The 24,244-nt window shown below is 69.1% G+C and carries 25 protein-coding genes and 1 tRNA gene; 10 read left to right on the top strand and 16 right to left on the bottom strand.

Annotation, left to right across the window (positions count from 1 at the left end; genetic code table 11):
- Positions 1–13 precede the first annotated feature (13 nt).
- The 3 genes from A5622_RS13800 to fabG are packed head-to-tail and all read right to left on the bottom strand — an operon-like array spanning position 14 to position 3,167.
- On the bottom strand, positions 14–1,213 hold the full coding sequence (locus A5622_RS13800) for a CoA transferase (protein WP_066879093.1): 1,200 nt from the start codon (positions 1,211–1,213) through the stop codon (positions 14–16).
- Positions 1,210–2,436 carry an acetyl-CoA C-acetyltransferase gene (locus A5622_RS13795; RefSeq protein ID WP_066867311.1) on the bottom strand — a complete coding sequence of 409 codons (1,227 nt, stop codon included), beginning with the start codon at positions 2,434–2,436 and terminating at the stop codon, positions 1,210–1,212. Before A5622_RS13795 ends, A5622_RS13800 begins: the two co-directional genes overlap by 4 nt.
- Positions 2,433–3,167 carry a 3-oxoacyl-ACP reductase FabG gene (gene fabG / locus A5622_RS13790; protein WP_066867358.1) on the bottom strand — a complete coding sequence of 245 codons (735 nt, stop codon included), beginning with the start codon at positions 3,165–3,167 and terminating at the stop codon, positions 2,433–2,435. The genes A5622_RS13795 and fabG overlap by 4 nt, the downstream gene beginning before the upstream one ends.
- A 129-nt stretch (positions 3,168–3,296) precedes the next feature.
- On the opposite strand from fabG, the gene A5622_RS13785 reads away from it, so the two are divergent.
- The 3 genes from A5622_RS13785 to A5622_RS13775 are packed head-to-tail and all read left to right on the top strand — an operon-like array spanning position 3,297 to position 5,803.
- Positions 3,297–4,469, top strand: a complete 1,173-nt coding sequence (locus tag A5622_RS13785; protein ID WP_066867313.1) for an acyl-CoA dehydrogenase family protein — start codon at positions 3,297–3,299, stop codon at positions 4,467–4,469.
- Between the two features lie 29 nt (positions 4,470–4,498).
- Positions 4,499–5,320, top strand: a complete 822-nt coding sequence (locus A5622_RS13780) for a mycofactocin-coupled SDR family oxidoreductase (protein ID WP_066867315.1) — start codon at positions 4,499–4,501, stop codon at positions 5,318–5,320.
- A gap of 54 nt (positions 5,321–5,374) precedes the next feature.
- Entirely contained in the window at positions 5,375–5,803 is a 429-nt protein-coding gene (locus A5622_RS13775; RefSeq protein WP_066867316.1) for a pyridoxamine 5'-phosphate oxidase family protein, read from the top strand.
- A gap of 5 nt (positions 5,804–5,808) precedes the next feature.
- On the opposite strand, the gene A5622_RS13770 is transcribed toward A5622_RS13775, so the two are convergent.
- The 3 genes from A5622_RS13770 to A5622_RS13760 form a co-directional block, all read right to left on the bottom strand.
- Positions 5,809–6,885, bottom strand: coding sequence for a phosphotransferase family protein (locus tag A5622_RS13770; protein WP_066867318.1), 1,077 nt, complete (start codon positions 6,883–6,885; stop codon positions 5,809–5,811).
- Between the two features lie 87 nt (positions 6,886–6,972).
- On the bottom strand, positions 6,973–8,709 hold the full coding sequence (locus A5622_RS13765; RefSeq protein ID WP_066867320.1) for an ABC transporter ATP-binding protein: 1,737 nt from the start codon (positions 8,707–8,709) through the stop codon (positions 6,973–6,975).
- Entirely contained in the window at positions 8,706–11,321 is a 2,616-nt protein-coding gene (locus A5622_RS13760; RefSeq protein ID WP_066879090.1) for an ABC transporter ATP-binding protein/permease, read from the bottom strand. The genes A5622_RS13765 and A5622_RS13760 overlap by 4 nt, the downstream gene beginning before the upstream one ends.
- A gap of 270 nt (positions 11,322–11,591) precedes the next feature.
- Here A5622_RS13760 and A5622_RS13755 point away from each other — a divergent pair, with 270 nt between their 5' ends.
- Complete coding sequence (locus A5622_RS13755) at positions 11,592–12,017, top strand: thiol-disulfide oxidoreductase DCC family protein (protein WP_066879087.1); 426 nt, start codon at positions 11,592–11,594, stop codon at positions 12,015–12,017.
- A gap of 4 nt (positions 12,018–12,021) precedes the next feature.
- Here the strand turns inward: A5622_RS13755 and A5622_RS13750 are convergent, their stop codons facing one another.
- Together A5622_RS13750 and A5622_RS13745 are read right to left on the bottom strand one after the other, a co-directional pair.
- Entirely contained in the window at positions 12,022–12,348 is a 327-nt protein-coding gene (locus tag A5622_RS13750) for a hypothetical protein (protein ID WP_066879084.1), read from the bottom strand.
- An 89-nt stretch (positions 12,349–12,437) separates the two neighbouring features.
- Positions 12,438–12,521 (bottom strand) — tRNA-Leu (locus A5622_RS13745).
- A 94-nt stretch (positions 12,522–12,615) separates the two neighbouring features.
- On the opposite strand from A5622_RS13745, the gene A5622_RS13740 reads away from it, so the two are divergent.
- On the top strand, positions 12,616–12,996 hold the full coding sequence (locus tag A5622_RS13740) for a hypothetical protein (protein WP_066867330.1): 381 nt from the start codon (positions 12,616–12,618) through the stop codon (positions 12,994–12,996).
- Entirely contained in the window at positions 12,993–13,343 is a 351-nt protein-coding gene (locus A5622_RS13735) for a DUF3817 domain-containing protein (RefSeq protein WP_066867332.1), read from the top strand. Before A5622_RS13740 ends, A5622_RS13735 begins: the two co-directional genes overlap by 4 nt.
- Positions 13,344–13,372: 29 nt before the next feature.
- Here A5622_RS13735 and rdgB read toward each other — a convergent pair whose 3' ends face one another.
- Positions 13,373–13,984 (bottom strand): RdgB/HAM1 family non-canonical purine NTP pyrophosphatase, encoded by a 612-nt coding sequence (rdgB, locus tag A5622_RS13730; RefSeq protein WP_066879081.1) that lies wholly within the window; start codon positions 13,982–13,984, stop codon positions 13,373–13,375.
- Positions 13,985–14,118: 134 nt separating this feature from the next.
- Here rdgB and A5622_RS13725 point away from each other — a divergent pair, with 134 nt between their 5' ends.
- Positions 14,119–15,039, top strand: coding sequence for a serine hydrolase (locus A5622_RS13725; protein WP_066879078.1), 921 nt, complete (start codon positions 14,119–14,121; stop codon positions 15,037–15,039).
- 80 nt (positions 15,040–15,119) lie between these two features.
- Positions 15,120–15,563, top strand: a complete 444-nt coding sequence (locus A5622_RS13720; protein WP_066879075.1) for a nitroreductase family deazaflavin-dependent oxidoreductase — start codon at positions 15,120–15,122, stop codon at positions 15,561–15,563.
- A 90-nt stretch (positions 15,564–15,653) separates the two neighbouring features.
- On the opposite strand, the gene rph is transcribed toward A5622_RS13720, so the two are convergent.
- The 7 genes from rph to clpS all read right to left on the bottom strand — a co-directional run bounded on the left by rph (position 15,654) and on the right by clpS (position 20,841).
- Complete coding sequence (rph, locus tag A5622_RS13715; protein WP_066867340.1) at positions 15,654–16,433, bottom strand: ribonuclease PH; 780 nt, start codon at positions 16,431–16,433, stop codon at positions 15,654–15,656.
- Positions 16,434–16,466: 33 nt separating this feature from the next.
- Complete coding sequence (locus tag A5622_RS13710; RefSeq protein ID WP_066867342.1) at positions 16,467–17,249, bottom strand: cyclic nucleotide-degrading phosphodiesterase; 783 nt, start codon at positions 17,247–17,249, stop codon at positions 16,467–16,469.
- Positions 17,250–17,321: 72 nt separating this feature from the next.
- Positions 17,322–18,137 (bottom strand): glutamate racemase, encoded by an 816-nt coding sequence (gene murI, locus A5622_RS13705; RefSeq protein ID WP_066867344.1) that lies wholly within the window; start codon positions 18,135–18,137, stop codon positions 17,322–17,324.
- Positions 18,134–18,817 carry a rhomboid family intramembrane serine protease gene (locus A5622_RS13700; protein WP_066879072.1) on the bottom strand — a complete coding sequence of 228 codons (684 nt, stop codon included), beginning with the start codon at positions 18,815–18,817 and terminating at the stop codon, positions 18,134–18,136. Before A5622_RS13700 ends, murI begins: the two co-directional genes overlap by 4 nt.
- Before the next feature lie 61 nt (positions 18,818–18,878).
- Positions 18,879–19,916 carry a P1 family peptidase gene (locus tag A5622_RS13695; protein ID WP_066879069.1) on the bottom strand — a complete coding sequence of 346 codons (1,038 nt, stop codon included), beginning with the start codon at positions 19,914–19,916 and terminating at the stop codon, positions 18,879–18,881.
- A gap of 16 nt (positions 19,917–19,932) precedes the next feature.
- Positions 19,933–20,511, bottom strand: a complete 579-nt coding sequence (locus A5622_RS13690) for a DUF2017 domain-containing protein (RefSeq protein ID WP_066867350.1) — start codon at positions 20,509–20,511, stop codon at positions 19,933–19,935.
- A gap of 24 nt (positions 20,512–20,535) precedes the next feature.
- The gene (gene clpS / locus A5622_RS13685) at positions 20,536–20,841 is read right to left on the bottom strand and encodes an ATP-dependent Clp protease adapter ClpS (protein ID WP_066867352.1); all 306 of its coding nucleotides are present in this window, start codon (positions 20,839–20,841) and stop codon (positions 20,536–20,538) included.
- A 66-nt stretch (positions 20,842–20,907) separates the two neighbouring features.
- Here clpS and A5622_RS13680 point away from each other — a divergent pair, with 66 nt between their 5' ends.
- Positions 20,908–22,227 carry a nicotinate phosphoribosyltransferase gene (locus tag A5622_RS13680; protein WP_066879066.1) on the top strand — a complete coding sequence of 440 codons (1,320 nt, stop codon included), beginning with the start codon at positions 20,908–20,910 and terminating at the stop codon, positions 22,225–22,227.
- Positions 22,228–22,238: 11 nt separating this feature from the next.
- Positions 22,239–24,239 (top strand): ATP-dependent DNA helicase, encoded by a 2,001-nt coding sequence (locus A5622_RS13675; RefSeq protein ID WP_156752949.1) that lies wholly within the window; start codon positions 22,239–22,241, stop codon positions 24,237–24,239.
- The last annotated feature ends 5 nt before the right edge of the window (positions 24,240–24,244 follow it).

Here is a 24,244-nt window from a genome sequence, read left to right as displayed (position 1 = left end):
CCCTTCCGGCTGCTCAGCAGGCGATGGTCTTGGCGTCCGTCAGGCGCGCGATGTCGGCGGCGCTCAACCCCAGCCGCGCAAGGACGTCGGCGGTGTCTTGTCCCAGCGCCGGCGCCGGCGCGCTGGGCGGATGGCTGCCGTCGAACGCGGCCGGCAGGCCGGGCGCGAAGTAATCGCCGAGACCGGGCTGGTGCATTCGGGAAAACAGCGGATTGGCGGTGACTTTCGGGCCCGCGGCGACCTCGGCGAAGGTGCGGTACCGCTCGAAGAGCACCGTGGTGTCGGCCAGCGCGGCGGTGATCTCGTCGGCGGTGTGATCGCCGAACCACGTGGCGAACAGACTCGACAGCACGTCGCGATAGCGGTAGCGATCGCCTTCTGACCCGAAGTCGGCGCCGAGCGCCTCGGCGAGCGCCGACACCGCGGCGCCGGTGCCCGTCACCGCGAGCAGGTCACGGAAGTGCCGACCGGTCAGCGCGACCACCATGAACCTGGCCCCGTCGCTGCTGGTGAAGTCCTGCCCGTACTGACCGTAGATGGCGTTGCCCAGCCGTTCGCGTTGTGTCCCAGTGACTTGCGGCTCGGTCAGCAGGCCCAGGTTGGCCGCGGTGGCCAAAGCGACGTCCTCCAGCGCCAGGCTGATCTGCGCCCCCGCCCCGGACCGCTCGCGGTGGCGGACCGCGGTGACGACGGCCAACGCTGCGTACAGTCCGCAGCACACGTCCCAGGCCGGGAGCACGTGGTTGATCGCGCCGCCATGCTCGGCCGGACCGGTGACGAGCGGATAGCCCAGCCCGGCGTTGACCGTGTAGTCCACCCCGGTGGAACCGTCACCGCGCCCGAGCAACTGCACGTGAATCACGTCGGGGCGCTTGGCCGCCAGCACGCCGTGGCTGAGCCAGGACAAGCCCGCGGCGTTGGTCACCACGACGCCGTCGCCCTCGACGATCAGCCGCTGGACCAGTTCGTGGCCGTCGGGGGACCGCAGGTCGATGGTGGCCGACCGCTTCCCCTTGTTCAGGCCGGTCCAGTAGATCGAGGTGCCGTCCGCCGCCAGCGGCCACCGCTGGACGTCGGACGCGCCGCCGATCGGGTCGACTCGAATGACCTCCGCACCAAGCTGATTCAGCGTCATGCCGCACAGTGGCGCGGCGACGAAGCTCGACACCTCAACGACGGTGAGACCGTCCAGCGGCAATCCCGGCTCGGTCATGTCGATGCGACCCGCTCGAAGACGGCAGCCAAACCCTGGCCGCCGCCGATGCACATGGTTTCCAGACCATAGCGCGCCTCGCGGCGATCGAGTTCGCGCGCCAAGGTGGCCAGCATCCGCCCGCCCGTCGCGCCGACCGGATGTCCGAGCGAGATGCCCGAACCGTGCACGTTGGTGCGCTCATGATCGGCGGCGCCGAAGTTCCATTCCCGCATCACCGCAAGCGCCTGCGCGGCGAAGGCCTCGTTCAGCTCGATGAGGTCGATGTCGGATAGCCGCAGGCCCGCCTTGGCCAGCGCCACCTCGGTCGCGGGCACCGGCCCGATGCCCATGACGTGGGGCGCCACCCCGGCCACACCCCACGACACCAGGCGCACCAACGGCTTCAGGCCGTATTCCTCGGCCTTCTCCGGCGTCGTGACCACGCACATCGAGGCCGCGTCGTTCTGCCCGCTGGCGTTGCCGGCGGTGACCGTGGACTCTGGATCCTCTTTCGCCAGAACGGGTTTGAGCTTGCCCAACGACTCGACCGAGGTGTCCGCGCGTGGATGCTCGTCGGTGTCGATGAGCTCCTCGCCACTGCGGGTGCGGACCGCGACCGGCACGATCTCCTCGGCCAGGATGCCGTCTTTCTGCGCGGCGACGGCACGCTGGTGGGATCGCACCGCGAGCTCGTCTTGCTCCTGGCGCGAAATGCCGTACTGGCGGCGCAGGTTCTCGGCCGTCTCCAGCATTCCGCCCGGCACCGGGTAATTGCGGCCACCGGCGGTCGTGCGTCCCCGGGCCAGCCCGTCGTGCACCTGCACACCGGTGCGGGCCCCGCCCCACCGCATGTCCGTGGAGTAGAAGGCCACGTTGCTCATGCTCTCGCAGCCCCCGGCGACCACGAGGTCGTTGTCGCCGGCGCCCACCTGCAGGCACGCCTGGATGACCGCCTGCAGGCCCGAGCCGCACCGCCGGTCGACCTGCATGCCCGGAACCGTCACCGGCAGGCCGGAATCCAGCGCCACCACGCGTCCGATCGCGGGCGCATCGCTGTTGGGATAGCAGTGGCCGAGGATCACGTCCTGCACGGCGTCGGGCGCCAGCCCGGTTCGCTGCAGCAGGCCCTTGAGGGCGGTGACGCCGAGGTCGACGGCGCTGCACGCCTTGAACATTCCGCCGTAGCGGCCGATCGGGGTCCGAACGGGTTCGCAGATGACGGCCTCGCGCACCGCACTCATAGGTGGCGGCCGCCGGTGATTTCCATGACGGTGCCGGTCATGTACGACGACAGGTCGGAAGCGAGGAACAGCGCGACGCTGGCGACCTCACTGGGCTCACCGGCCCGGCCCAACGGCACCTCGGCGACCTTGGAGTCCCAAATGCGCTGTGGCATAGCCTCTGTCATCGCGGAGCGGATCAGGCCGGGGGCGATCGCGTTCACCCGCACGCCGAGGTAGGCCAGCTCTTTGGCGGCGGCCTTGGTCATGCCGACGATGCCGGCCTTGGCCGCCGAGTAGTTGGTCTGGCCGATCATGCCCACCTTGCCGGACACCGACGACATGTTGATGATGGCGCCGCGCTTGTTCTCCCGCATGACGGCCGCGGCCAGCCTGGTGCCGTTCCAGGTGCCCTTCAGATGCACGTTGATGACCTGATCGAACTGCTCCTCGGTCATCTTGCGCATCGTCGCGTCGCGGGTGATGCCGGCGTTGTTGACCATGATGTCCAGGCCGCCGAAGCGCTCGACCGCGGTCTGGATCAGGGTTTCCACGTCGGACGACTGGGTGACATCGCACCGAACCGCCACCGCCACGTCGTCGCCGCCCAATCGCTTGGCCACGACCTGGGTTTCCTCGAGATTGACGTCGCCGAGCACCACTCGCGCGCCCTCGGCGACGAAGCGCTCCGCGATGGCCAGCCCCAGCCCCTGCGCTCCGCCGGTGATTACCGCGGTCTGCCCTGTCAACATCGCCACTGTCGATCACCCATCCTTCACTGTCGTCGCCTCCACCGGGCACGTCTGAGGCAAATATCATATTTGATATAGGATCCTGCTCTGAACCGGGGTGCCCCGGATCCGGAGAGGAGTGTGGAGCCCATGGCCACCGCCGAAGTCGCGGAAGTCTCCGACGAGGACTTCCGCGAGATCCTCGCTCAGACAAGGCAATTCGTCCGCAGCGTGGTCGTCCCGCGCGAGCAGGAGATCCTCGACACCGATCGCGTGCCCGACGACCTGCGCGACGAAGCCAAGAAGATGGGATTGTTCGGCTACGCGATCCCCCAGGAGTGGGGCGGCCTCGGCCTCAACCTGAGGCAGGACGTCGAGCTGGCGATGGAGCTGGGCTACACGTCGCTGGCGCTGCGGTCGATGTTCGGCACCAACAACGGCATCGCCGGACAAGTCCTGGTCGGCTTCGGCACCGACGAACAGAAATCCCGCTGGCTGGAGTCGATCGCGTCCGGCGACGTCGTCGCCTCCTTCGCGCTGACCGAACCGGGCGCCGGATCGAACCCGGCCGGCCTGCGCACCAAAGCCGTTCGCGACGGTGACGATTGGGTGATCTCCGGGCAGAAGCGCTTCATCACCAACGCGCCCGTCGCCGACCTTTTCGTGGTGTTCGCGCGGACCCGGCCGGCCGACGAGAAGGGACCGGGGATCGCGGTCTTTCTGGTGCCGGCGGACGCCGCGGGCGTCGAGGTGGGCGCCAAGGACGCCAAGATGGGCCAGGAAGGAGCCTGGACCGCCGACGTCAACTTCACCGACGTCCGCGTCGGTCCCGACGCACTCGTCGGCGGCAGCGAAGACCACGGCTACCGAGCGGCGATGACCTCGTTGGCCCGCGGCCGGGTGCACATCGCCGCCCTCGCGGTGGGCGCCGCGCAACGCGCGCTCGACGAATCGGTGTCCTACGCCGCCACCGCGACGCAGGGCGGCACGCCGATCGGCAACTTCCAGTTGGTGCAGGGCATGCTTGCCGATCAGCAGACCGGCGTGATGGCCGGGCGTGCCCTGGTGCGCGAGGCCGCCCGGCTGTGGGTCGCCGACGAGGATCGTCGGATCGCGCCCTCGGCCGCCAAGGTCTTTTGCACCGAGATGGCCGGCAACGTCGCCGATCTCGCGGTGCAGATCCACGGCGGCACCGGTTACATGAGAGGCGTCGCCGTCGAACGGATTTACCGCGACGTGCGCCTGTTGCGGCTGTACGAGGGCACCAGCGAGATCCAGCGGTTGATCATCGGATCGAACCTGGTCAAGGCGGCACAACGATGAGAGTGGCCGGACCCAAACAGAGGAGAACTATGAGCGGCAAGCTTGCCGGAAAAGTGGCATTCATTACCGGCGCGGCCCGCGGTCAGGGCCGGGCGCATGCGGTGCGCCTGGCGTCCGAAGGCGCCGACATCATCGCCGTCGACATCGCCGGCAAGCTCCCGTCCTGCGTGCCCTACGACCCGGCGACTCCCGACGACCTGAGTGAGACGGTGCGGCTGGTCGAGGCCGCCAACCGCCGGATCATCGCCTCAGTCACCGACACCCGCGACTTCGACGGCCTGCGCAAGGTCGTCGCCGACGGCGTGGCCGAGCTGGGCCGGCTGGACGTCATCGTCGCCAACGCCGGGGTCGCCGCCCCGCAGGCGTGGGATGAGATCACCCCGGAGAACTTCCGCGACGTCATGGACATCAACGTGACCGGCACCTGGAACACCGTGATGGCCGGCGCGGACAAGATCATCGAGGGGGGCCGGGGCGGATCGATCATCCTGATCAGTTCGGCGGCCGGCATGAAGATGCAGCCGTTCATGATCCACTACACCGCCAGCAAGCATGCCGTCACCGGGCTGGCGCGGGCATTCGCCGCCGAACTGGGCAAGCATTCGATCCGGGTCAACAGCGTGCACCCGGGACCGGTGAACACCGCCATGGGCTCCGGGGACATGGTCACGGCGGTCGGCAAGACCATGGAGACCAACCCCCAGCTGTCACACGTCCTCACCCCGTTCCTGCCCGACTGGGTCGCCGAGCCGGAGGAGATCGCCGACACCGTGTGCTGGCTGGCCAGTGACGAATCGCGCAAGGTCACCGCGGCCCAGATCCCGGTGGATCAGGGCTCGACGCAGTACTGACCGCCCCCTGGGCGGATCGGGAATAGCTTCACCGCCCGGGCGTTGGCACTCGGCATGAAAGCCTTCAGCGAATCCGAGCGCCAGGAGTTCCTCGCCGACAAGCATGTGGCCGTGCTGTCCGTCGCCGCCACCGAAGGCCGGCCGCCGGCCAGCGTCCCGATCTGGTACGACTACACCCCCGGGGGAAACATCCGGATCATGACCGGGGCGTCGAGCCGCAAGGCTCGCCTCATCGAGCAGACGGGGGCGGTGACGCTGGTGGTGCAGCGCGAGGAGCCGCCCTACCAGTACGTGGTGGTCGAGGGCTCGATCGTCGAGACCACCAAGCCGGCCCCGCTCGACGTGGCCGAGGCGGTCGCCATCCGTTATCTCGGCGAGGAAGGTGGGCGGGCGTTCGTGCGCAGCATGGAAGGCGTCGAGGAGGTGCTGTTCACCATCCGCCCGGACCGCTGGCTCAGCGCCGACTTCACCGGCGACCTGTAGAGCGCTCAGCCGATCAGGTCCAGCGTCCCCAGCTCGCGGATCGCCTGGCAGCCGCGGCTGAGCATGGTCAGCACCATGTCGTCGCCGCGCTCGGTGGCGGCGGCGAACGCGAACCCGAGTGCCGAGATCAGCGGGGCCTGCAGCACCCCGAGCCGGTAATCGCGCCAACAGGTTTCGCGGTCGTAGTCGCTGACCCCGCCGGCCGTCAGCGCGCGATGATAGTCGGTGACCAGGCCCTCTTCGATGCTCGCACGCAGCTGCGGAGCGAGGCTGGTCGCGGTGAAATACGCGAGATCGCGCGCCGGCAGACCCACGCCGAGCGTCTGCCAGTCCACCACGCTGACCCGGGTTCGCTCCGGATCGAACAACAGGTTGTCCAGGCGATAGTCGCCGTGCAGCAGGGCGAACCGGTCATACTCGGACAGCAGCCAGGGCGCGATCAAACCCATTGCGGCACTGAAGGTATCGCGATCCACGGCGCTCATCCGCTCACCCAGCTTCTCCAGCGTGATGTCGGCGCTCAACTTCGCCACCTCGCCCATGCCGCCCGCACCGGCCTCATCCGGCCGGCCGAACGCGATGCCCGGGAAATCGAGCCAGACGGGATCACACCAGCTGGGTGCGTGCAGCCCGGCCAGAGCGGTAACCGCAAGGCGCGCCTCGGTTTCCCCGCAGCCGACGAGCTGATCGCCCTGCACCGCCGGCGCCTGGTCCGCCAGGAGCAGGGCGAAATCCATTGCATCGTCGGTGATCTCGGAATAGAAGCACCGCGGTGTCGGCACCTGCACCCGATCCACCACCGAGGAATAGAACGCGCATTCGCTGCGGTAGCCGATGACCACCCGGTCGCGCACCGTGTCGTCCTGGGCGGGCAGCTTGATGACGAACGTCTGCGGCAGGTCCCCCGGATCCGTCGCATAGCGAGCGGTGACCCGGTAGGTCGCCCCGGTCTGTCCGGTGCCGATCGCGACCACGTCCACGTCGGCGACCTCGACGGGCGGGCCACCGCCGGACAGCGCGGCCGACAACCACTGCGGGGTTACGTCGCCGGGGTATCGCGGTATCGACAGCACAGCACTCATAGCGGCACGCCTCCTCCTGCGCAGACAGCACGGTCCGACTGACAAACTGTAAGGCATACCGCAAGAGTTGCGGTCAACCGCGGTGCGCTAGTCGGCCAGAATGCGCCATTCGGCGGCTTCGTGCTGCTGGCGCCAGAATTCGTCGAATCGGCCGCCCGCAGCGAGCAATTCGTCAACCGTGCCGTCCTCGACCACCCGGCCGTTGTCGAGGAACAGCACGCGGTCGGCGTGACGGATGCTGGCCAGGCGGTGCGCGACGATCACCTGCGTGCGTGACTGCGGGTCGGCCGTCAGCGCGTCGACCACCGCGGCTTCGTTCTCGGTGTCCAACGCGCTGGTCGCCTCGTCTACCAGCAAAATCGGCGCCGGTTTGAGCAACGCGCGGGCGATGCTGACCCGCTGGCGTTCACCGCCGGACAGCGCCGAACCGGCCTCGCCGACGACCGTGTCGACGCCGTCAGGCAGCCGTCCGACCAGCTCGTCGACGCGCGCGAGCGCCACCGCCCGCGCGAAGCGCTCGTCGTCGGCGCCCGGATCTCCGGCGAACACGTTGTCGCGAATCGACCCGTGGAACAGGTAGGGGTGCTGGAAAACGACGCTGGCCGCCGCCCGCCGGGCCTCGCCGTCCAGCGTCGCCGCGTTCACACCGTCGATCAGCACCCGTCCGCCGGTCGGCTCATGCAGCCCGGCGATCAGCGCCAGGATCGTGCTCTTGCCCGAACCGGACGGTCCGACGATCGCCGTCGTGCTGCCCGGATCCAACGCGAAGCTCACGCCGTCGAGCACCGGTGTGCCCGCGCCGTCGTAGCGGAACACGACGTCGGCGAATTCGATTCGCGGCGCCCCGGCGCCGGCCAGCTTGGCGGCGCCGGCAGTCATCAGCGGCGCGGTCAGCACGGCACGGATGTTGCCGAGCGTGGCGCGGGTGCTCTCCAGCGCCGGCGCCAGCTCGCTGATGGTGGTGAACGGCTCGAGGTAGCGCACGATGACGACGATCAGCGCGATGGCCTCGGCCACCGTGAGCGTTCCGTGCACGGTCAGCGCAGTGGTCGCCCCGGCCAGCAGGATCAGCGCGAGCTGACTGGCGAGGCTGAACAGCAGCTGGCCCGGGACCTGCATCGACAGCAGGCGCATGGTGGCGCCGTGTTGTGCCGCCAGTGCATCGCCGACCATGCTGCGCGCCGGCTCGACACGACGTGCGGCCCGCAACGCCTGCTGGGTCCGGGCGAACTCGATGATCCGCTCGGTGAGCGCGGTGTTGGCCTCGGCCGCCGCAGAGTCCGCGCGCCGCGCCAACCGGGCCGATGCCCATAGCGCGCCCAACAGCAGCGGCAGGCCTCCCAGCGCTGCGGCCCCCAGTTGCCAGGAGACCGGCAGCAGTGCCACCGCGATGGCCGCGGGCAGCAGGACGGCGGAGATCAGCGGCGTGAGCAGGTTGACGACGAGGCCGACCAGCTCGGGCCCCGTGGCGGCGATCGCCTGCCGTGCGGTCGCGGTGTGCTCGGCGGTGAACCAATCCAGCCGCACGCCGGGCAGCCGATCCGCGACGTCGTGCTGGCTGTGATCCAGCACGGCGAAGCCCAGGTTGAAACCGATCCGCGCGGTTGCGGTGTCGATGACCCAGCCGGCCACGGTGGCCGCGGTCAGCCAGCCCAGCCAGACCAGCGCGCGCTGCGGGGCGTCGCCGAACAACGCCCCGACCAAGGGGACCAGCAGCACGGTGGCCACCGCGCGCACCAGCACGGAGACCAGTGCGAGCACCGTGTAGGTGATGACCCGGTTGCGGCGGTCCGCCGGAACCAGGCTCAGCCACGTGCGGATCATCGCGCCCCCTCGCCGGTCGTGCCCGCGGTTACCCGGTCGCGACGACCGCCCTCCCAGAGCCGTCGGTACCGGCCGTCGGCGCTGAGCAACTCGTCGTGCGTGCCGCGTTCGACGATGCGGCCGTGGTCGAGCACGACGATCTGGTGGGCCCGGGTGATGGTGTGCAATCGATGCGCGATCACCAGCACCGTGCGGTCCTGCGTCAGCCGGTTGAGCGCTTGCTGCACAAGGTATTCCGATTCGGGGTCGGCAAACGCGGTGGCCTCGTCGAGGATCAGCACCGGGGTGTCGGCCAGGATCGCGCGGGCGATCGTGAGCCGTTGCCGCTCACCGCCGGACAGGCCGCTGGCGGTACCCAGCACGGTGTCGTAGCCGTCGGGCAGCCGCATGATGCGGTCGTGGATCTGCGCGTCGCGCGCGGCCTGTTCGACTTGCGCCGCGGTGGCGTCGGGGACGGCCAGCGCGATATTCTCCGCGACGGTCCCGTGCACCAATTGCGTTTCCTGCAGCACGAATCCGACCTGGGCGTACAGCTGGTCGGCGGTCATCGACCGAATATCTTGTCCCCCAACACGTATCGCGCCCTGTCCGACGTCATGGAACCGGGCCAGTAGGGCGGCCAGCGTCGACTTGCCGGACCCGGAGGGCCCAACCAGCGCGGTGACCGTCCCGGGCCGCAACGTCAGCGAGACGTCGTGGATGACCGGCACGTCGGGCCGGTAGCCGAAACCGACGTGCTCGAACACCACCGTCGACGCGGGATCCCCGTGCGCCTCGTGGTCGTCGTGCACGGCGAGGTCGGCCTCGTCGAGGGTGTTCTGCAGGCGCCGGGCGGCCAACATGCCGGCGCGGATGCCGCCCAGGCCGTAGGCGATGCCGAGCAGTCGCGCTCCGAATGTGGTGCCCAGCAACAAGAACGGCAGCAGGTTCACCGGATTCATCCGGCCGGCGACCACCAGCAACGTGCCGGTGAGCGCGATGAGCCACAGGAACGTCGACGGGCGGGTGACCAGGTCCATGAACGTCTTCTTGCCGGCCAGCGGGCGCTGCCAGGCGACCAGGAAACCGACGTATTCGTCCAGGCGGCGCCGGAAGCTGGAGGCGGCGGCGCCACCGAAGACGCGGATCACCGGCTGGCCCTCCAGGTAGGCCCCGGCCTCGCCGCTCATCGTCTCCGCCCAGCGCTGCGACTGCGGGATGCGCGGACCCGATTGGATCGTCAGCGACGACGTCAGCACCAGATACACCAGGACCGGCAAGAACAACACCAGCGCCACCCGCCAGTCGACGGCGAACAGATAGACCAGCACCGCGACCGGCGCGACGGCGGCGCCGACCGCGTCGCCGATGGCGTGGGTGACCAGATAGTGCAGGGACAGCGTGTCGTCGGTCAGCAACTGCTTGATCGACCCCGACCCGCGTGCCGTGAACCAGCCCAGCGGCAGCCGAGACAGCTTGTGCAACAGCCGTGTTCGCAGATCACGGGCGAACCGCGCGTCGACGACGTGCAGCCACAGCGTGAGGGCGGCACCCAGCAACGCCCCCAAACCGAGCAGCGACACCGCCGCGATGCCGATATCCCACAGTCGGGCGGCGGGCGCACCCGAGACGAGCCGCCGGGCCAGCTCCACGAGCAACACGAACGGCGCCAGTTGCACCAGCGTGATCACCGCCTGCAACACACCCGAGAGGATCAGCGCCGAGCGCAGCGGCGCGAGCAGCCGGCCCGCGCCCTGGGCCCGCCAGCTCCCACGGGCCGCCGGGGCGGGTGGGGCGTCGGACACCTGCGGAGCCGATTCCAACTGCGCCGCAACATCATCCGCAGAGAGGGCGGGTGCGACGCCGTCCGATGCCGCCGGTTCGTCACCGCGCCGGGTGCCCATCGCGCGTCCGGCGCTCCAGTACGCCTGGGCGTGCACCTCGGACTTGGGAAAGCCGAACTCGTCGCGCAGCCGCGTTCGCACCTGCTTGAGCGTTGTGGCCTCCGGCGTCGCCCACGCGTACCAGTTGGACCAGTCCCGGTTCTCGATCGCCGCGGCAAGCGACTTCTCGTCGTGGCGGGCGACCCAGTGCAGTCGCAGCCGGGGGTGCTGGGCGATCGGGATCAGCGGGTCGTTGTCGTCGTGCTGTTCGAGGTACATCTCGATCGGAACGTCGTCGGGGACGACCCCGATGATGCCGTTCATCCCCGGGATGGATGCCGAGTCACCGATCAGCAGATATCCGGCCGGCTGCTCGTCGGGCATGTCGAATCGCGACGAGCCCATCAGCGCCATGACCGCGATGGTGGCGCCGGGCTGGACGGTGCGCGCCCACTGCGACGCCGGACCGGCGGGATCGTGCAGCACGATATCGACCGCGAAGCGCCCGGCGGGAACGTCGGCCTCCGAGATCGTGTACGCGCGCTGGAATTCCGTTTTCGATCCGTCCGGGTCCGGAAACCAGAACCGCAGCCACGCGGCCGGTTCGGCATCCACGTCCTCGAACAGGGTCGGCGACGTCATGCGCACCCGCACGAAGTGCGGTGCGATCCGGACGGTTTCGATCACCGTCGCGGTGTGGTCGCGTGCGCCGAAGCTGCGCAGCATCACACCGGAGAATCCGCGTGCCATTAGCGGTCCTTTCTCGCGGCGCCCCGCGCCGCGACGGCCTCGCCGATCTGACGACCCGGCGGGAGCACCGCCATGAGGCCACGGATCGATGCGGCCGTCAGCGGCCGCAACCCTTCGAGTTCGACACCTGCCACGACCCCGCATGGGCGGCATCCTGCCGCGGATCACCGCCAGCCGGTCGCGACTTGGTACGTACAAACTAAGGGTTGCCTTACCATAGGTCAACCTTGGTCCCGGCCGCCGTCCGAGCCCGTCGGTAGCCTGGGAAACATGAGCGATGAGTCAGCGGCGCCGGTGCTGCTCTACGACGGAGTGTGCGGGGTGTGCAACCGCTCGGTGCGCACCATCCTGCGTCTCGATCCCACCGGCTCCCTGCGCTTTGCGGCCCTGGACAGCGTTTTCGGCAAAGCGATCATCGAGCGGCATCCCGAGATCGGAAACGTCGATTCGGTGGTCTTCGTCGACGACCCCGGCCGGCCCTCGGAACGGGTGGCCGTCCGATCCCGGGCCGTCCTGCGCGTGGTGGACTACCTCGGCGGACCATGGCGGGCGTTCACGATCGCCCGATTTGTCCCCGCTCCGCTGCTCGACCGGCTCTACGACAGGTTCGCCGCGATCCGCTATCGCGTCGGCGGCAAATACGACACTTGCCCGCTGCCGGCCCCGGAGGTACGCGCCCGCTTCGTGGCGGAGTGACCGGTTACTGGCCGACGTCGGAGGCCAGGTCCGCTTCGGATTCTCTGCGCTTCAACTCCGCGAGCTTGCGGTCCTCTTCGGCCGCTTGGCGGTGCTTGATCGCGGACCTGCGGTGCACGTCGGTATGGGGCACGCCCTGTTCGACGGTCCAGTCCTGCGTCCTGGCGACCCGCTCGTGCTGGAGTGCGGACTGCTCGAAGCTTCGCGCTGCGGACAGGCCCGCGCGGGCGGCGCGTTCGCGGGCGGCGGCGGCCCTGCGTTCGGCGCGCTCGACATCCTGTGCAGTGAAAGCTTTTTCGCTTTGTGGCGGTGGTTCGGTTTCGGCGGGCATGGCGTCTCCCTAGTGTCCTGTGAGTTCCAGGTACCCCGCACAACGGGTTTGATGCCTGCACCGCGCAAGATTTCGTCTCGGGTGTCCGGTGCGGGCGGAGGGACTCGAACCCTCAAGCTCTTTCGAGCAATGGCACCTAAAACCATCGCGTCTGCCAATTTCGCCACGCCCGCGGCTTGCCGATCGTATCGCTTGCGACGCCGCCGAGCCGTCGGCACGGGCTCGATGAATTCGTCGGGCCCAAATCGTGAGCGGTACGGTCAAGGGGTGTCCACTACGCATCGTCGCAGGCCCGCGCTCATCGCGCTGGTGATCGTCGCGGCGTGCGGCTGCCTGGCGCTGGGCTGGTGGCAGTGGACCAGGTTCAATTCCGTGTCCGGCTCCTTTCAGAACCTCGGCTATGCGTTGCAGTGGCCGCTGTTCGCGGGATTCTGCGTGTACGCGTACCGCAAATTCGTTCGCTATGAAGAGGAACCACCGCAGCCGCGCGGTACCGACGCGATGACGGAGATACCCGCCGGGCTGCTGCCCGAGCGCCCCAAGCCCGCCCCGCAGGCGCCCGACGATCCCGCGCTGCGGGAGTACAACACCTACCTGGCCGAGCTCGCCGCGCGAGACGCCGAACAACAGAAGAGGACAACCCCATGACCACACCGGAGACGCCCGGAGCGCCAGTTCCCGCGGTGCCCGTCGACAAGGTCCGCACCGCGTTGCTCGGCTACCGGGTCATGGCGTGGACGACCGGTCTGTGGCTGATCGCGCTGTGCTACGAGATCGTCTCGCACCTCGCCTTCGGCCACGAGATCCGGTGGATCGAAGTGGTGCACGGCTGGGTGTATTTCATCTACGTGCTGACCGCGTTCAATCTGGCGGTCAAGGTGCGCTGGCCACTCGGCAAGACGGTGGGCGTGCTGCTGTCCGGGACCATCCCGCTGCTCGGAATCATCGTCGAGCACTTCCAGACCCGGGACGTCAAGGCGCGTTTCGGGCTCTAGGCCAGCGAGCCCCGCGGGCCCGCGGCGCCCTAGCCCCCGGACCGGGCCAGCGTTTCCAGCGCCGGCAACAGCAGTTGCAGCGCCCGACCGCGATGCGAGACCGCGTCCTTCTCCGCCGGGCTCAGCTCTGCGGCCGTGCGGTCGTGTCCGTTGGGAATGAACACCGGGTCGTAGCCGAAGCCGCCGTCGCCGCGCGGTTCGCGGGCGATGCTGCCGGGCCACTCGCCGCGGACGACAACCTCACCGGCGGCCGAGACGAGCGCGCAGGCCGACACGAACGCCGCACCGCGCCGTCCGTCGGGCACGTCGCGCAGTTGCGCCAACAGCAACGCGGTGTTGCCCGCGTCATCGCCGTGCCGACCGGACCACCGCGCCGACAGCACACCGGGCATGCCATTCAAGGCGGCGACCTCCAGCCCGGAATCGTCGGCCACGCTTGCCAACCCGCTCGCGGCGAAGGCATCCCGCGCCTTGGCCAACGCGTTGTCCTCGAACATCGCGCCCGTCTCCGGCGCCTCGTCGAACGGCGCCACATCGTCGAGTGACACCAGCGTCAAGCCGGTCAGACCGGCGGCGTCGAGCACCCGGCGCAACTCGGCCAGCTTCTTGGGATTGCGGCTGGCGACCAGCAGCCGGGTCACCCTGCACTGCCATACGTTTTAGCGCTGATCAACACCCTAGGCAGCGTAGCTGGACCGCACATCTCACCCGGGCCTTGCAGCAGCCCGCTGCCATGTTGTTATATATTTATAACAACTCAACCCTCGAGGGTCGGATGGATTATCGAGTCGAAGAGGCCGTGAACGCCCATCGGATCACCAGGCTGTGTGTCATCCAGTCCGGAGAGACCGTGCTCGCCGTTGGGCCCCAAGACAAGCCGCTTCCGATTCATTCCATTCGCAAATCGATCGTGAGCGCCCTATTTGGTCGGCTGATTGTAAGCGGCGATGTGCAGTTGGATGCAACGCTGGCCGATTTCGGTATTGACGACTCGCCGTGTCTCACCGATCGAGAACGAACCGCGACTCTTCAACACCTTCTGACGTCAACCTCTGGTGTCTACCTGCCGTTGAACTACGGTGCCACCTACGACATTTTCCGCAACAGGCCGTCGGACTGGCCGCAACGCGACTCTGCTGTGCCGGGCGCGGAATTTCACTACAACAACTGGAATTTCAACGTCCTCGGCGAGATTTACCAGCGAGTGTCCGGAGTAGCGTTGTTCACCGCAATCGACGGCCTCCTGGCCCGCCCACTTGGCTTTCGCGATTGGAATCCGCTGCAGCACACGCGGTTGCGCTACGGCTACGACCCGCTGGGCGCGACACCCCGATACCCGAACCACGCCCTCCAACTATCCGCCCGTGACTTGGCCCGATTCGGGCAGCTTTATCTCAACGAAGGAACTTGGGACGGCGACGAAATCGTGCCGCCCGACTGGGTGAGGGTGAGCACCGCGACTCGGGTCGAAACCGGCCTGCCCAGCCCGTTCGCGTCATACGGCTACCTGTGGTGGACTGCCAACGGCGGCGACGCGAATGCGCTGCCGCCCGGCAGCTACTCGGCGGTCGGGTTGTTCGGGCAGACCCTTTCGGTCATTCCCTCGCACCAGATGGTGGTCGTCGCGCAAGGAGAGGATCTTGGCACCAAGATGACACTCCCGGCCGACATCATCAAAGCTCTGCTCCTGCTATGACCGGTCTCGGCGACGCCGAAAACGTTAACGCGACACACTCCACAAGGAATAGACAGGGCGACGAAGCAGCTGCGTCCAGAGTGAGTCACAAACCCGATACCAAGACGCTCAAGGCGCTCAACAACGACATCACCGACGAGTTTCGCGCCAATGCCGGCAAGGTCGGCGGGCGATTCGCGGGCAACGAATTGTTACTGCTCACTACGACGGGCGCGAAGTCCGGCGAGCCGCGCGTCACGCCGCTGGTGGCCTTCCGCATCGAAGCCAGGCTGCTGATAGTCGCGGGTTATGGTGGCGCCGACGTCAACCCGGCGTGGGTGCACAACCTGCGGGCCAACCCGCGGGCGCGCGTTGAAGTCGCCACCGACTCGTTCGACGTCGTCGCGCACGAGCTCGAGGCGTCCGAACGTGAGGCGATCATCCCCAAACTCAACGCGACCGTACCCGCGTTCGCGTTCTCGAACTACCAGTCAAAGACCACCCGCGTAATCCCGATATTCGAGCTGCAGAAGGACGAGGCATGACCGACCGCAAGGAGCCTCGCCGTGGTCGCGCTGTCGGCGGTGGTAAACCGCGCGGCAGTTAGGCCGAGTTCAGGGGACCATCAGGCACGGTCAGCTGCCGAACGCCTTCGGCGTCGGGGCCCCCTCGGGGAGCACACCGGGGTACGGCAGCGCCAGCGCCTCACGCTGCGCGGCGAACAGCTTGTCGCAGGCGGCCAGCGCGACGTCGAGCAACTTGTCCAGCGTCGACCGCGGGAAGGTCGCGCCCTCGCCGGTCCCCTGAACTTCCACCAGGGTCCCGGTGTCGGTGGCGACGACGTTCATGTCGACCTCGGCGCGGGAGTCCTCCTCATACGGCAGGTCGACCCGGATGCGGCCGTCGACGACGCCGACGCTGACCGCGGCGATCGCGCAGGACAGCGGCCGCGGGTCCGACAGCTTCCCCGCCGCGGCGAGATAGGTCACCGCATCGGACAACGCCACGAAGGCGCCCGTGATGGCCGCGGTGCGGGTGCCACCGTCGGCCTGCAAGACGTCGCAGTCGACGGCGATGGTGTTCTCGCCGAGCGCCGCCAGGTCGATGCAGGCGCGCAGCGACCGCCCGATCAGCCGGCTGATCTCCTGGGTGCGCCCGGACAGGCGGCCCTTCACCGCCTCGCGGTCCGAACGGGTGTGGGTGGCCGACGGCAACATCGCGTACTCGGCGGTCAGCCAACCCAGGCCCGACCCCTTGCGCCACCGCGGCACGCCCTCGGTCACGCTCGCCGTGCACATGACCTTGGTGTGGCCGAATTCGATCAATACCGAACCGGCGGGGTGGTCGGTGAAACCGCGGGTGATGACCACGGGCCGAAGCTCGTCGTCAAGGCGGCCGTCTTCTCGTCTCGTCACCCGGCAAGCCTAAGCCAACCCTAACGCGCCGACTCAGACCCTCTCGGAGCGGCGGATATCGAACGTCTCGCCGCAGACCACCGCGTGCACGGGACCGTCGAACTCGGCCTTGGCCTCGCTGATCACATCCTCGCGCGAGGTCCACGGCGGGATGTGCGTCAGCAGCAGTTCGTGAACGCCGGCCTCGGCCGCGGCCCGGCCGGCCTCGGTGCCCGACAGGTGCAGCGCGGGCGGCCGGTCCGGCGCGTGCGTCCACGAGGCCTCGCACAGAAAAACGTCGGCGCCGCGGGCCAGCTCGACAAGCTGATCGCAGCTGCCGGTGTCGCCGCTGTACACGAACGAGGCGCCGGAGGGGTCGGTGATCTTCAGGCCGTAGGACTCCGTCGGATGGGCCACCACCCGCGGCGTCACCGTCAGCGCCCCGATGGTCACCGGCTCGCCGTCGACCCAATGGCGAACGTCGAAAATGTCCGAGCAGTCGTCGATCTCACCGCCATAGGGTGACGACGCCGCGCCCAGCCGCGACCAGGTGTCGCCCGGACCGTAGAGCAACGCCTTGCCGAGCGGGCGCGTCGGGTGATAGCGCCGCCACACGAAAAGGCCGGGCAAATCCAGACAATGGTCGGCGTGCAAATGGGACAACAACACGTGCACGGAACCGGGATCGGCATAGCGCTGCAGCGCGCCAAGAACGCCCCCGCCAAAGTCGATGACCAACGGCGGAGTGTCCGGTGCCCGGAGCAGATAACCCGACGCGGGCGAGTCCGGACCCACCACGCTGCCCGAGCAGCCGAGCACGGTTATTCGCACGGACACTACTGTGCCATGCCCGATAGGACCGTGACGAAAACATGGCCGCATTGGTGTGACGAGAATCTCGTCCGCAGGTCAATCAATGTGCACCTGCGCAACGGGCTGGACGCCGGTGACGGCCGGACCGAGGAAGCGCGCCGCCAAAGCGGTGAATGCTTCGGGGTCGCCGGTGGCTTCGAAGACCCGAGTCGCGGGCGCTGCGTCGTGCGGGCGAAGCAAGTCCCGCTCGGTCAGCACGCGCAGCACTTCCTTGGCCGTCTCCTCGGCGCTGGAGACCAGCGTCACGTTGTCACCCATCGCCAATTGGATTAGTCCGGACAGCAGTGGATAGTGCGTGCAGCCGAGCACCAGCGTGTCGACCTGCGCGCGCTGCAGCGGCTCCAGATAGCCCTCGGCCAAACCGAGCACCTGACGGCCGCTAGTCACCCCGCGCTCCACGAAATCGACGAAGCGCGGGCACGCCACCGCGGTGATCTCGGTGTCACGGGCGGCGGCGAACGCGTCCTGATAAGCGTGCGAGTTGATGGTGGCCTGGGTGCCGATGACGCCGATGCGCCCGCTGCGGGTGGTGGCGACCGCGCGGCGCACCGCGGGCAGGATCACCTCGACAACGGGAACGTCGTAGCGTTCGCGGGCGTCGCGCAGGCACGCGGCCGACGCCGTGTTGCAGGCGATGACCAACGCCTTGACGCCGCGGCCGACGAGGTCGTCCCCGATGGCCAACGCGTGCGCGCGGACCTCGGGGATGGTCAGCGGCCCGTACGGACCGTGACCCGTGTCGCCGACGTAGACGATGTCTTCGTCCGGCAGCTGGTCGATGATCGCGCGCGCGACGGTGAGTCCCCCGACACCGGAGTCGAAGACGCCGATGGGTGCCAGTGCCGAGCTCATGTCTTGGGCCGCGGCACGGTGGTGCCGGCTTTCCTGGACGTCCGGCCCTTACGTTCCGGGGCGGACAACCAATAGGCGGCCAGGATGCCGGCGATCGCTCCGCACAGGTGGCCCTGCCACGACACGCCCCCGCACCTGCCGAGCACCGGCATGGCCCCGAGCAGTACGCCGCCGTAGGCGAACATGACGACCAGCCCGATGATGATGTCGCGCATCCGGCGCACGAAGATCCCGAACACCAATAAGAAGGCCAGCCAGCCGAAGATCAAACCGGAGGCACCGATGTGGTCGGTGGGGCCGCAGCCGCTGCCGACGTCGCCGATGAGCCAGGTGCCGAAGCCACCGAGGATCCACACGATGGCGGTCGCCCAGACGAATCTGGACAGGCCGGCCAGCGTCATCAAAAATCCCAGGACCAGCAGCGGCACGGTGTTGGCCATCAGGTGCTGCCAGCTCGCGTGCAACACCGGGGCGAAGACGATGCCCCACAGGCCGTCGGCCTCCAGTGGGCGAATGCCGTTGGCGTCCAGCGAATGGCGGGTCAACTGGTCGATCAGCTCGACGAGGTAGAGCAGCACCACGAAGGTGAGGATCGTGGCGGCGCCGGCCGTCGCGGTGGACCGCCTCTTCGGCTGGGCTGCAGGCGCGCCGGGGCGTCCGGTGGGAGTCCTCTTACCCATGGCTGCCCTTCCAGCGTGTTCCAGCATCGTCAAGGCTACCGGCGCCGCGGCCGGTCGCCTCTCATCGACCGAAAGCGCCGGGCAGCACGTCGCGATAGCTCGGTATGCCGGCGATCGATTCGGCGGCCAGCACGCCACCCAGCACCGCTTGGGCCAGGCAATCGGCGGCGGCGATGCCGACCTCGGTGGCCAGCCGGGTCTCCGGCGAGAAGGCGGCGGGCGCGTCCGTCGCGGGCGGCACCTCGACCGCCCCGGTGGCCAGTACGAACACGGTGTCACCGTCGACCGGGGTGTGCGCCGGCCGGATGCTGCGGGCCAGGCCGTCGTGCGCGGCGATCGCCACCCGCCGGCACGCCGCCGCGCTCAGGGCGGCGTCGGTGGCCACCACCGCGATGACGGTGTTGAGCGGGTTGTCCACCGGATCCGACGGGGACGCCAAACCGGCGAGCGCGTCGACCTGCTCGGCCGGCGGCGGCCGCAGCCCGAATTCCTGAATCAGGTCCATCATCCACGGCAGGCCGGTGCTCCGGTCGACGACCTCGCCGGCGGAGTTCACCACGGCGACCGCCCCGACGGTCACACCGGACGGCAGCGCCTTCGACGCGGTCCCGACGCCGCCTTTGAGCGCCCCGGCGCGCGCGCCCACCCCGGCGCCGACGGTCCCGACGGTTAACTCTGCGCCGGTGGCGGCAGCACAGGCCGCGTAACCGAACTCCGCCGTAGGGCGGCACCGCCAACCCCCGACCGGCAGATCGAAGATCACCGCTGCCGGCACGATCGGGACCACACCGCCGTCCATCGCCACGCCGCGCTCGTGTTCTTCCAGGAAGCGCATGACGCCGTCGGCGGCGGCCAGGCCGAAGGCGCTGCCCCCGGCGAGCAGCACCGCGTCGACGAACCGCACGGTGTTGGCCGGATCCAGCAGGTCGGTCTCGCGGGTGCCGGGCGCACCGCCGCGGCAGTCGACGGCGCCGACGGTTCCCGGCGGGGTGAGTATGACGGTGACGCCGCAGGCCCAGCCGGCGCCCAGCGACGCGTCGGGGTCCAGTCGTTGGTAGTGGCCGACGCGGATGCCCCCGACGTCGGTGATGGCGTTCACCGGTCGCCCGACGCGGTCATCGGGACCCCATGAGCACCAGGACCAGGTACTCCTGCAGCACGGTCAGCCACTGGTAGACGTCGAAGTGCACGGCCAGCGGATGGTCGGCGGGCAGGCGCTCCGGGCCGTCGGGTCCCACCTCGAGCATGACTCCCAGCGTCAGCCGGATGTCGTTGACCGCCGCGATCCAGCAGTTCGCGTCGTCCTCGGTGAGCTCGAAGCGGCCGCCGTCGTCGGGAACCGTGCTCAGCAACCGCTGTGCGGCAACGCGTTTGGCGTCGACGATGCCGGGCTCGTGCAGGCTGCGCAGGGCGGCGTTCAGGCTGTCCGCGGCCTCGGACGGCTCGGTGTCATCGTCGGGCCGATAGAAATCGGGCAGCAGCCGACGCAACGTGGGATCTTTCGGCGGTTCGGCGTTGCCCGTCTTGATCCCGGTGATCTCCTCGAGTTCGTCTGCCGGCGAAGCGGATTCGCGCTCGTCGAGCAGGCCGATCATCGCCGTGGCCAGATTCTTGAGCAGGGCGGCCTCGTGCGAGGCCAGCGACGACCGAAAACGGGGACCGTCAGCGGTCTCGACCCGCTTCCATTTGCGCACCGGGAATCGCCAGCGCCTCGACCGTCAGCGGTCCTGCTGCATCGTCGCCCACAGACCGGCGGCGTGCAGCTTGGACACATCGACTTCCATGGACTCCCGGCTGCCGGCGGACACCACGGCCTTGCCCTCGTTGTGCACCTGCAGCATCAGCTTGGTGGCGTGCGGCTCGCTGTAGCCGAACAGCTTCTGGAACACATAGGTCACGTAGGTCATCAAATTGACCGGGTCGTCCCAGACGATCGTGACCCACGGGCTCGCCGTGGCCTCTACCGGAGCGGACTCTCGTTGTCCTGTAGTGCCCGGCTTAGTGGGCGCTGACATAACAACCATGGCCTACACGATACCGAGGGTTGGACGACGTTTCCGAGACCCGAGGGCAGCCGATACCGTTATGGGATGAACGACCCGGTCGTTACTGGGCTGCTGACCGACAAGTACGAGTTGACGATGCTGGCGGCGGCGCTGCGCGACGGCAGCGCCGATCGACGGACCACCTTCGAGCTTTTCGCACGCCGGCTTCCCCAAGGACGTCGTTACGGCGTGGTCGCCGGCACCGGCCGGCTGCTCGAGGCGCTGCCCCAGTTCACCTTCGACGACCAGGCGTGCCAGTCGCTGGGGCAGTTCCTCGACCCAGATACGTTGCGCTACTTGCGCGAATTTCGGTTCGGCGGCGACATCGACGGCTACGCCGAGGGCGAGCTGTACTTCCCCGGATCCCCGGTGCTGTCGGTGAGCGGGACGTTCGCCGAATGCGTGGTGCTCGAGACGCTGGCGCTGTCGATTTTCAATCACGACACCGCCGTCGCCTCGGCCGCGGCGCGGATGGTGAGCGCGGCCAGGGGACGCCCGCTCATCGAGATGGGGTCGCGGCGAACCCACGAGCAGGCGGCGGTCGCCGCGGCCCGCGCGGCCTACATCGCCGGCTTCGACGGCTCCTCGAACCTGGAGGCGCAGCGCTGCTACGGAATACCCGCCGAGGGCACCTCCGCGCACGCGTTCACCATGCTGCATGCGCGCGCCGACTCACCCACGGAATCGACCGAACTGGCGGCGTTTCGGGCACAGGTCGACGCGCTCGGCGTGGACACCACCCTGCTGGTGGACACCTATGACGTGACGACCGGGGTGGCCAATGCCGTCGCCGCCGCCGGTACGGGGCTCGGCGCGGTGCGCATCGACTCCGGCGAGCTGGGCGTGCTGGCCCGTCAGGTCCGCCGGCAGCTCGACGAGCTGGGCGCCACCCGGACCCGCATCGTGGTCTCCGGTGACCTCGACGAGTTCTCCATTGCGGCCCTGGCCGCCGAACCGGTGGACAGTTACGGCGTGGGCACGTCGCTGGTGACCGGCTCGGGCGCCCCGACCGCGAACATGGTCTACAAACTCGTCGAGGTGGACGGCATGCCGGTGCAAAAGCGCAGCAGTCACAAGGAATCTCACGGCGGACACAAGGAGGCGCTGCGGCTGTCCCGCGACTCCGGCACCATCATCGAGGAGGTGGTGTATCCGGCCGGACAGCAGCCTGCCGTCTCCGAACCGGCCCGGGTGCTGACCGTCCCGCTGGTGCGCGGTGGCGAGCTGGTGTCCAAACCGAACCTCGCGGCGGCGCGCGAGCTGGTAACTTCCGGGCTGCGCAGTCTGCCGTGGGAGGGATTGAATTTGTCGCACGGCGATCCCGCGGTCACCACGACGCAGATTCCCGACCAGCGAAGAGGGTAGCCACGTCCGACGTGTCCGTGTCCGAGCTGCTGGCCACCGCCGTGGCCGCGCTCGGCGGCAGTGAACGCAGCGGCCAACAGGAGATGGCCGCCGCGGTGGCGCGGGCCTTCGCCACCGAGGAGCACCTGGTGGTGCAGGCCGGCACCGGTACCGGCAAGTCGCTCGCATATCTGGTGCCCGCGCTCGTGCACGCCCTCGAGGACGACTCCCCCGTCGTCGTGTCCACGGCCACGATCGCTCTGCAGCGCCAGCTCGTCGACCGCGATCTACCCCGGCTGGTCGACGCGCTGGCCGATGCGCTGCCGCGCCGCCCAGAGTTCGCGTTGCTCAAGGGGCGGCGAAACTATCTGTGCCTGAACAAGATTCACAACGGCGCGGCCGCCGACGGCGAGGATGCCGACCACCGGCCGCAGGAGGAACTGTTCAACCCGATGGCCGTCAGCGCCCTGGGCCGCGACGTGCAACGGCTCACCGAGTGGGCGTCGAGCACCGAATCCGGTGACCGCGACGACCTCAAGCCCGGCGTGCCGGACCGATCCTGGTCGCAGGTCAGCGTGTCCGCGCGGGAATGCCTCGGCGTGGCGCGCTGCCCGTTCGGTACCGAGTGCTTCTCCGAACGCGCGCGCGGTCGTGCTGGTCAGGCCGATATCGTCGTCACCAACCACGCGCTGCTGGCCATCGACGCGGTGGCCGAATCGGCGGTCCTGCCCGAGCACGCGCTGCTGGTCGTCGACGAGGCGCACGAGTTGGTCGACCGGGTGACGTCGGTGGCCACCGCGGAGCTGACGTCGGCCGCCCTCGGGGTGACCGCCCGGCGGATCGCCCGCCTGGTGGAACCGGAACTGATCCAGCGCCTGGAGGCGGCGACGGCCAACTTCGCCTCGGTCATCCACGACGGCACGCCGGGCCGCATCGATCGCCTCGACGAGGAGTTGGCGACCTATTTGACGGCACTGCGCGACGTGACGACGGCGGCGCGCTCGGCGATCGAGCGCACGAACGACCCGAAGGCGGCGTCGGCGCGCGCCGAAGCCGTTGCGGCGCTGAGCGAGATATCGGACACCGCGTCGCGCGTGCTCACATCCTTCGGCCCGGCCATCCCCGACCGCACCGACGTAGTGTGGCTGGAGCACGAGGAGATCAGGGGCGCGGCGCGCCCGGTGCTGCGGGTGGCCCCGCTGTCGGTCGCGGGGCTGCTGCGGTCCCGGGTGTTCTCGCGTTCGACGGTCGTGCTCACGTCGGCCACGCTGACCATCGGCGGCTCGTTCGACGCCATGGCCACGGCGTGGGGGCTGACCGGTGCGGACGGCGACGCGAGGTGGCGCGGCCTGGATGTGGGTTCGCCGTTCCAGCACGCCAAAGCCGGAATCCTGTATGTGGCCGCGCACCTGCCGCCACCGGGACGCGACGGCACCGGATCGGCCGAGCAGCTGAGCGAAATCGCCGAACTCATCACCGCCGCCGACGGGCGCACCCTGGGCCTGTTCTCGTCGATGCGGGCGGCCCGTGCCGCCGCCGAGGCCATGCGCGGCCGGCTGTCCACGCCGGTGTTGTGTCAGGGCGACGACAGCACCTCGGCGCTCGTCGAGCAGTTCAGCGCCGACCCCCAGACGTCGCTGTTCGGCACCCTGTCGCTGTGGCAGGGCGTCGACGTGCCCGGGCCGTCGCTGTCGCTGGTGCTGATCGACCGCATCCCGTTTCCCCGGCCCGACGACCCGCTGCTGGGCGCGCGGCAGCGCGCGGTCGCGGCGCGCGGCGGCAACGGCTTCATGGCCGTCGCGGCCAGTCATGCGGCGCTGCTGCTGGCGCAGGGGTCGGGGCGGCTGCTGCGCCGCGTCACCGACCGGGGCGTGGTCGCGGTGCTCGACTCGCGCATGGTCACCGCCGGCTACGGCGGCTACCTGCGGGCGTCGCTTCCGCCGTTCTGGCAGACCACCAACGGCGAGCAGGTGCGCCAGGCGCTGCAGCGGCTGCGCACCGCGCCCGCGGCCGAGCAGGGCCTATCGGCCTGACCCGC

This window comes from Mycobacterium sp. 1245801.1 (assembly GCF_001673055.1).
In the GTDB taxonomy this organism is placed as follows: Bacteria; Actinomycetota; Actinomycetes; order Mycobacteriales; family Mycobacteriaceae; genus Mycobacterium; species Mycobacterium europaeum_A.
This window is presented reverse-complemented; position numbering and strand designations above follow the sequence as displayed.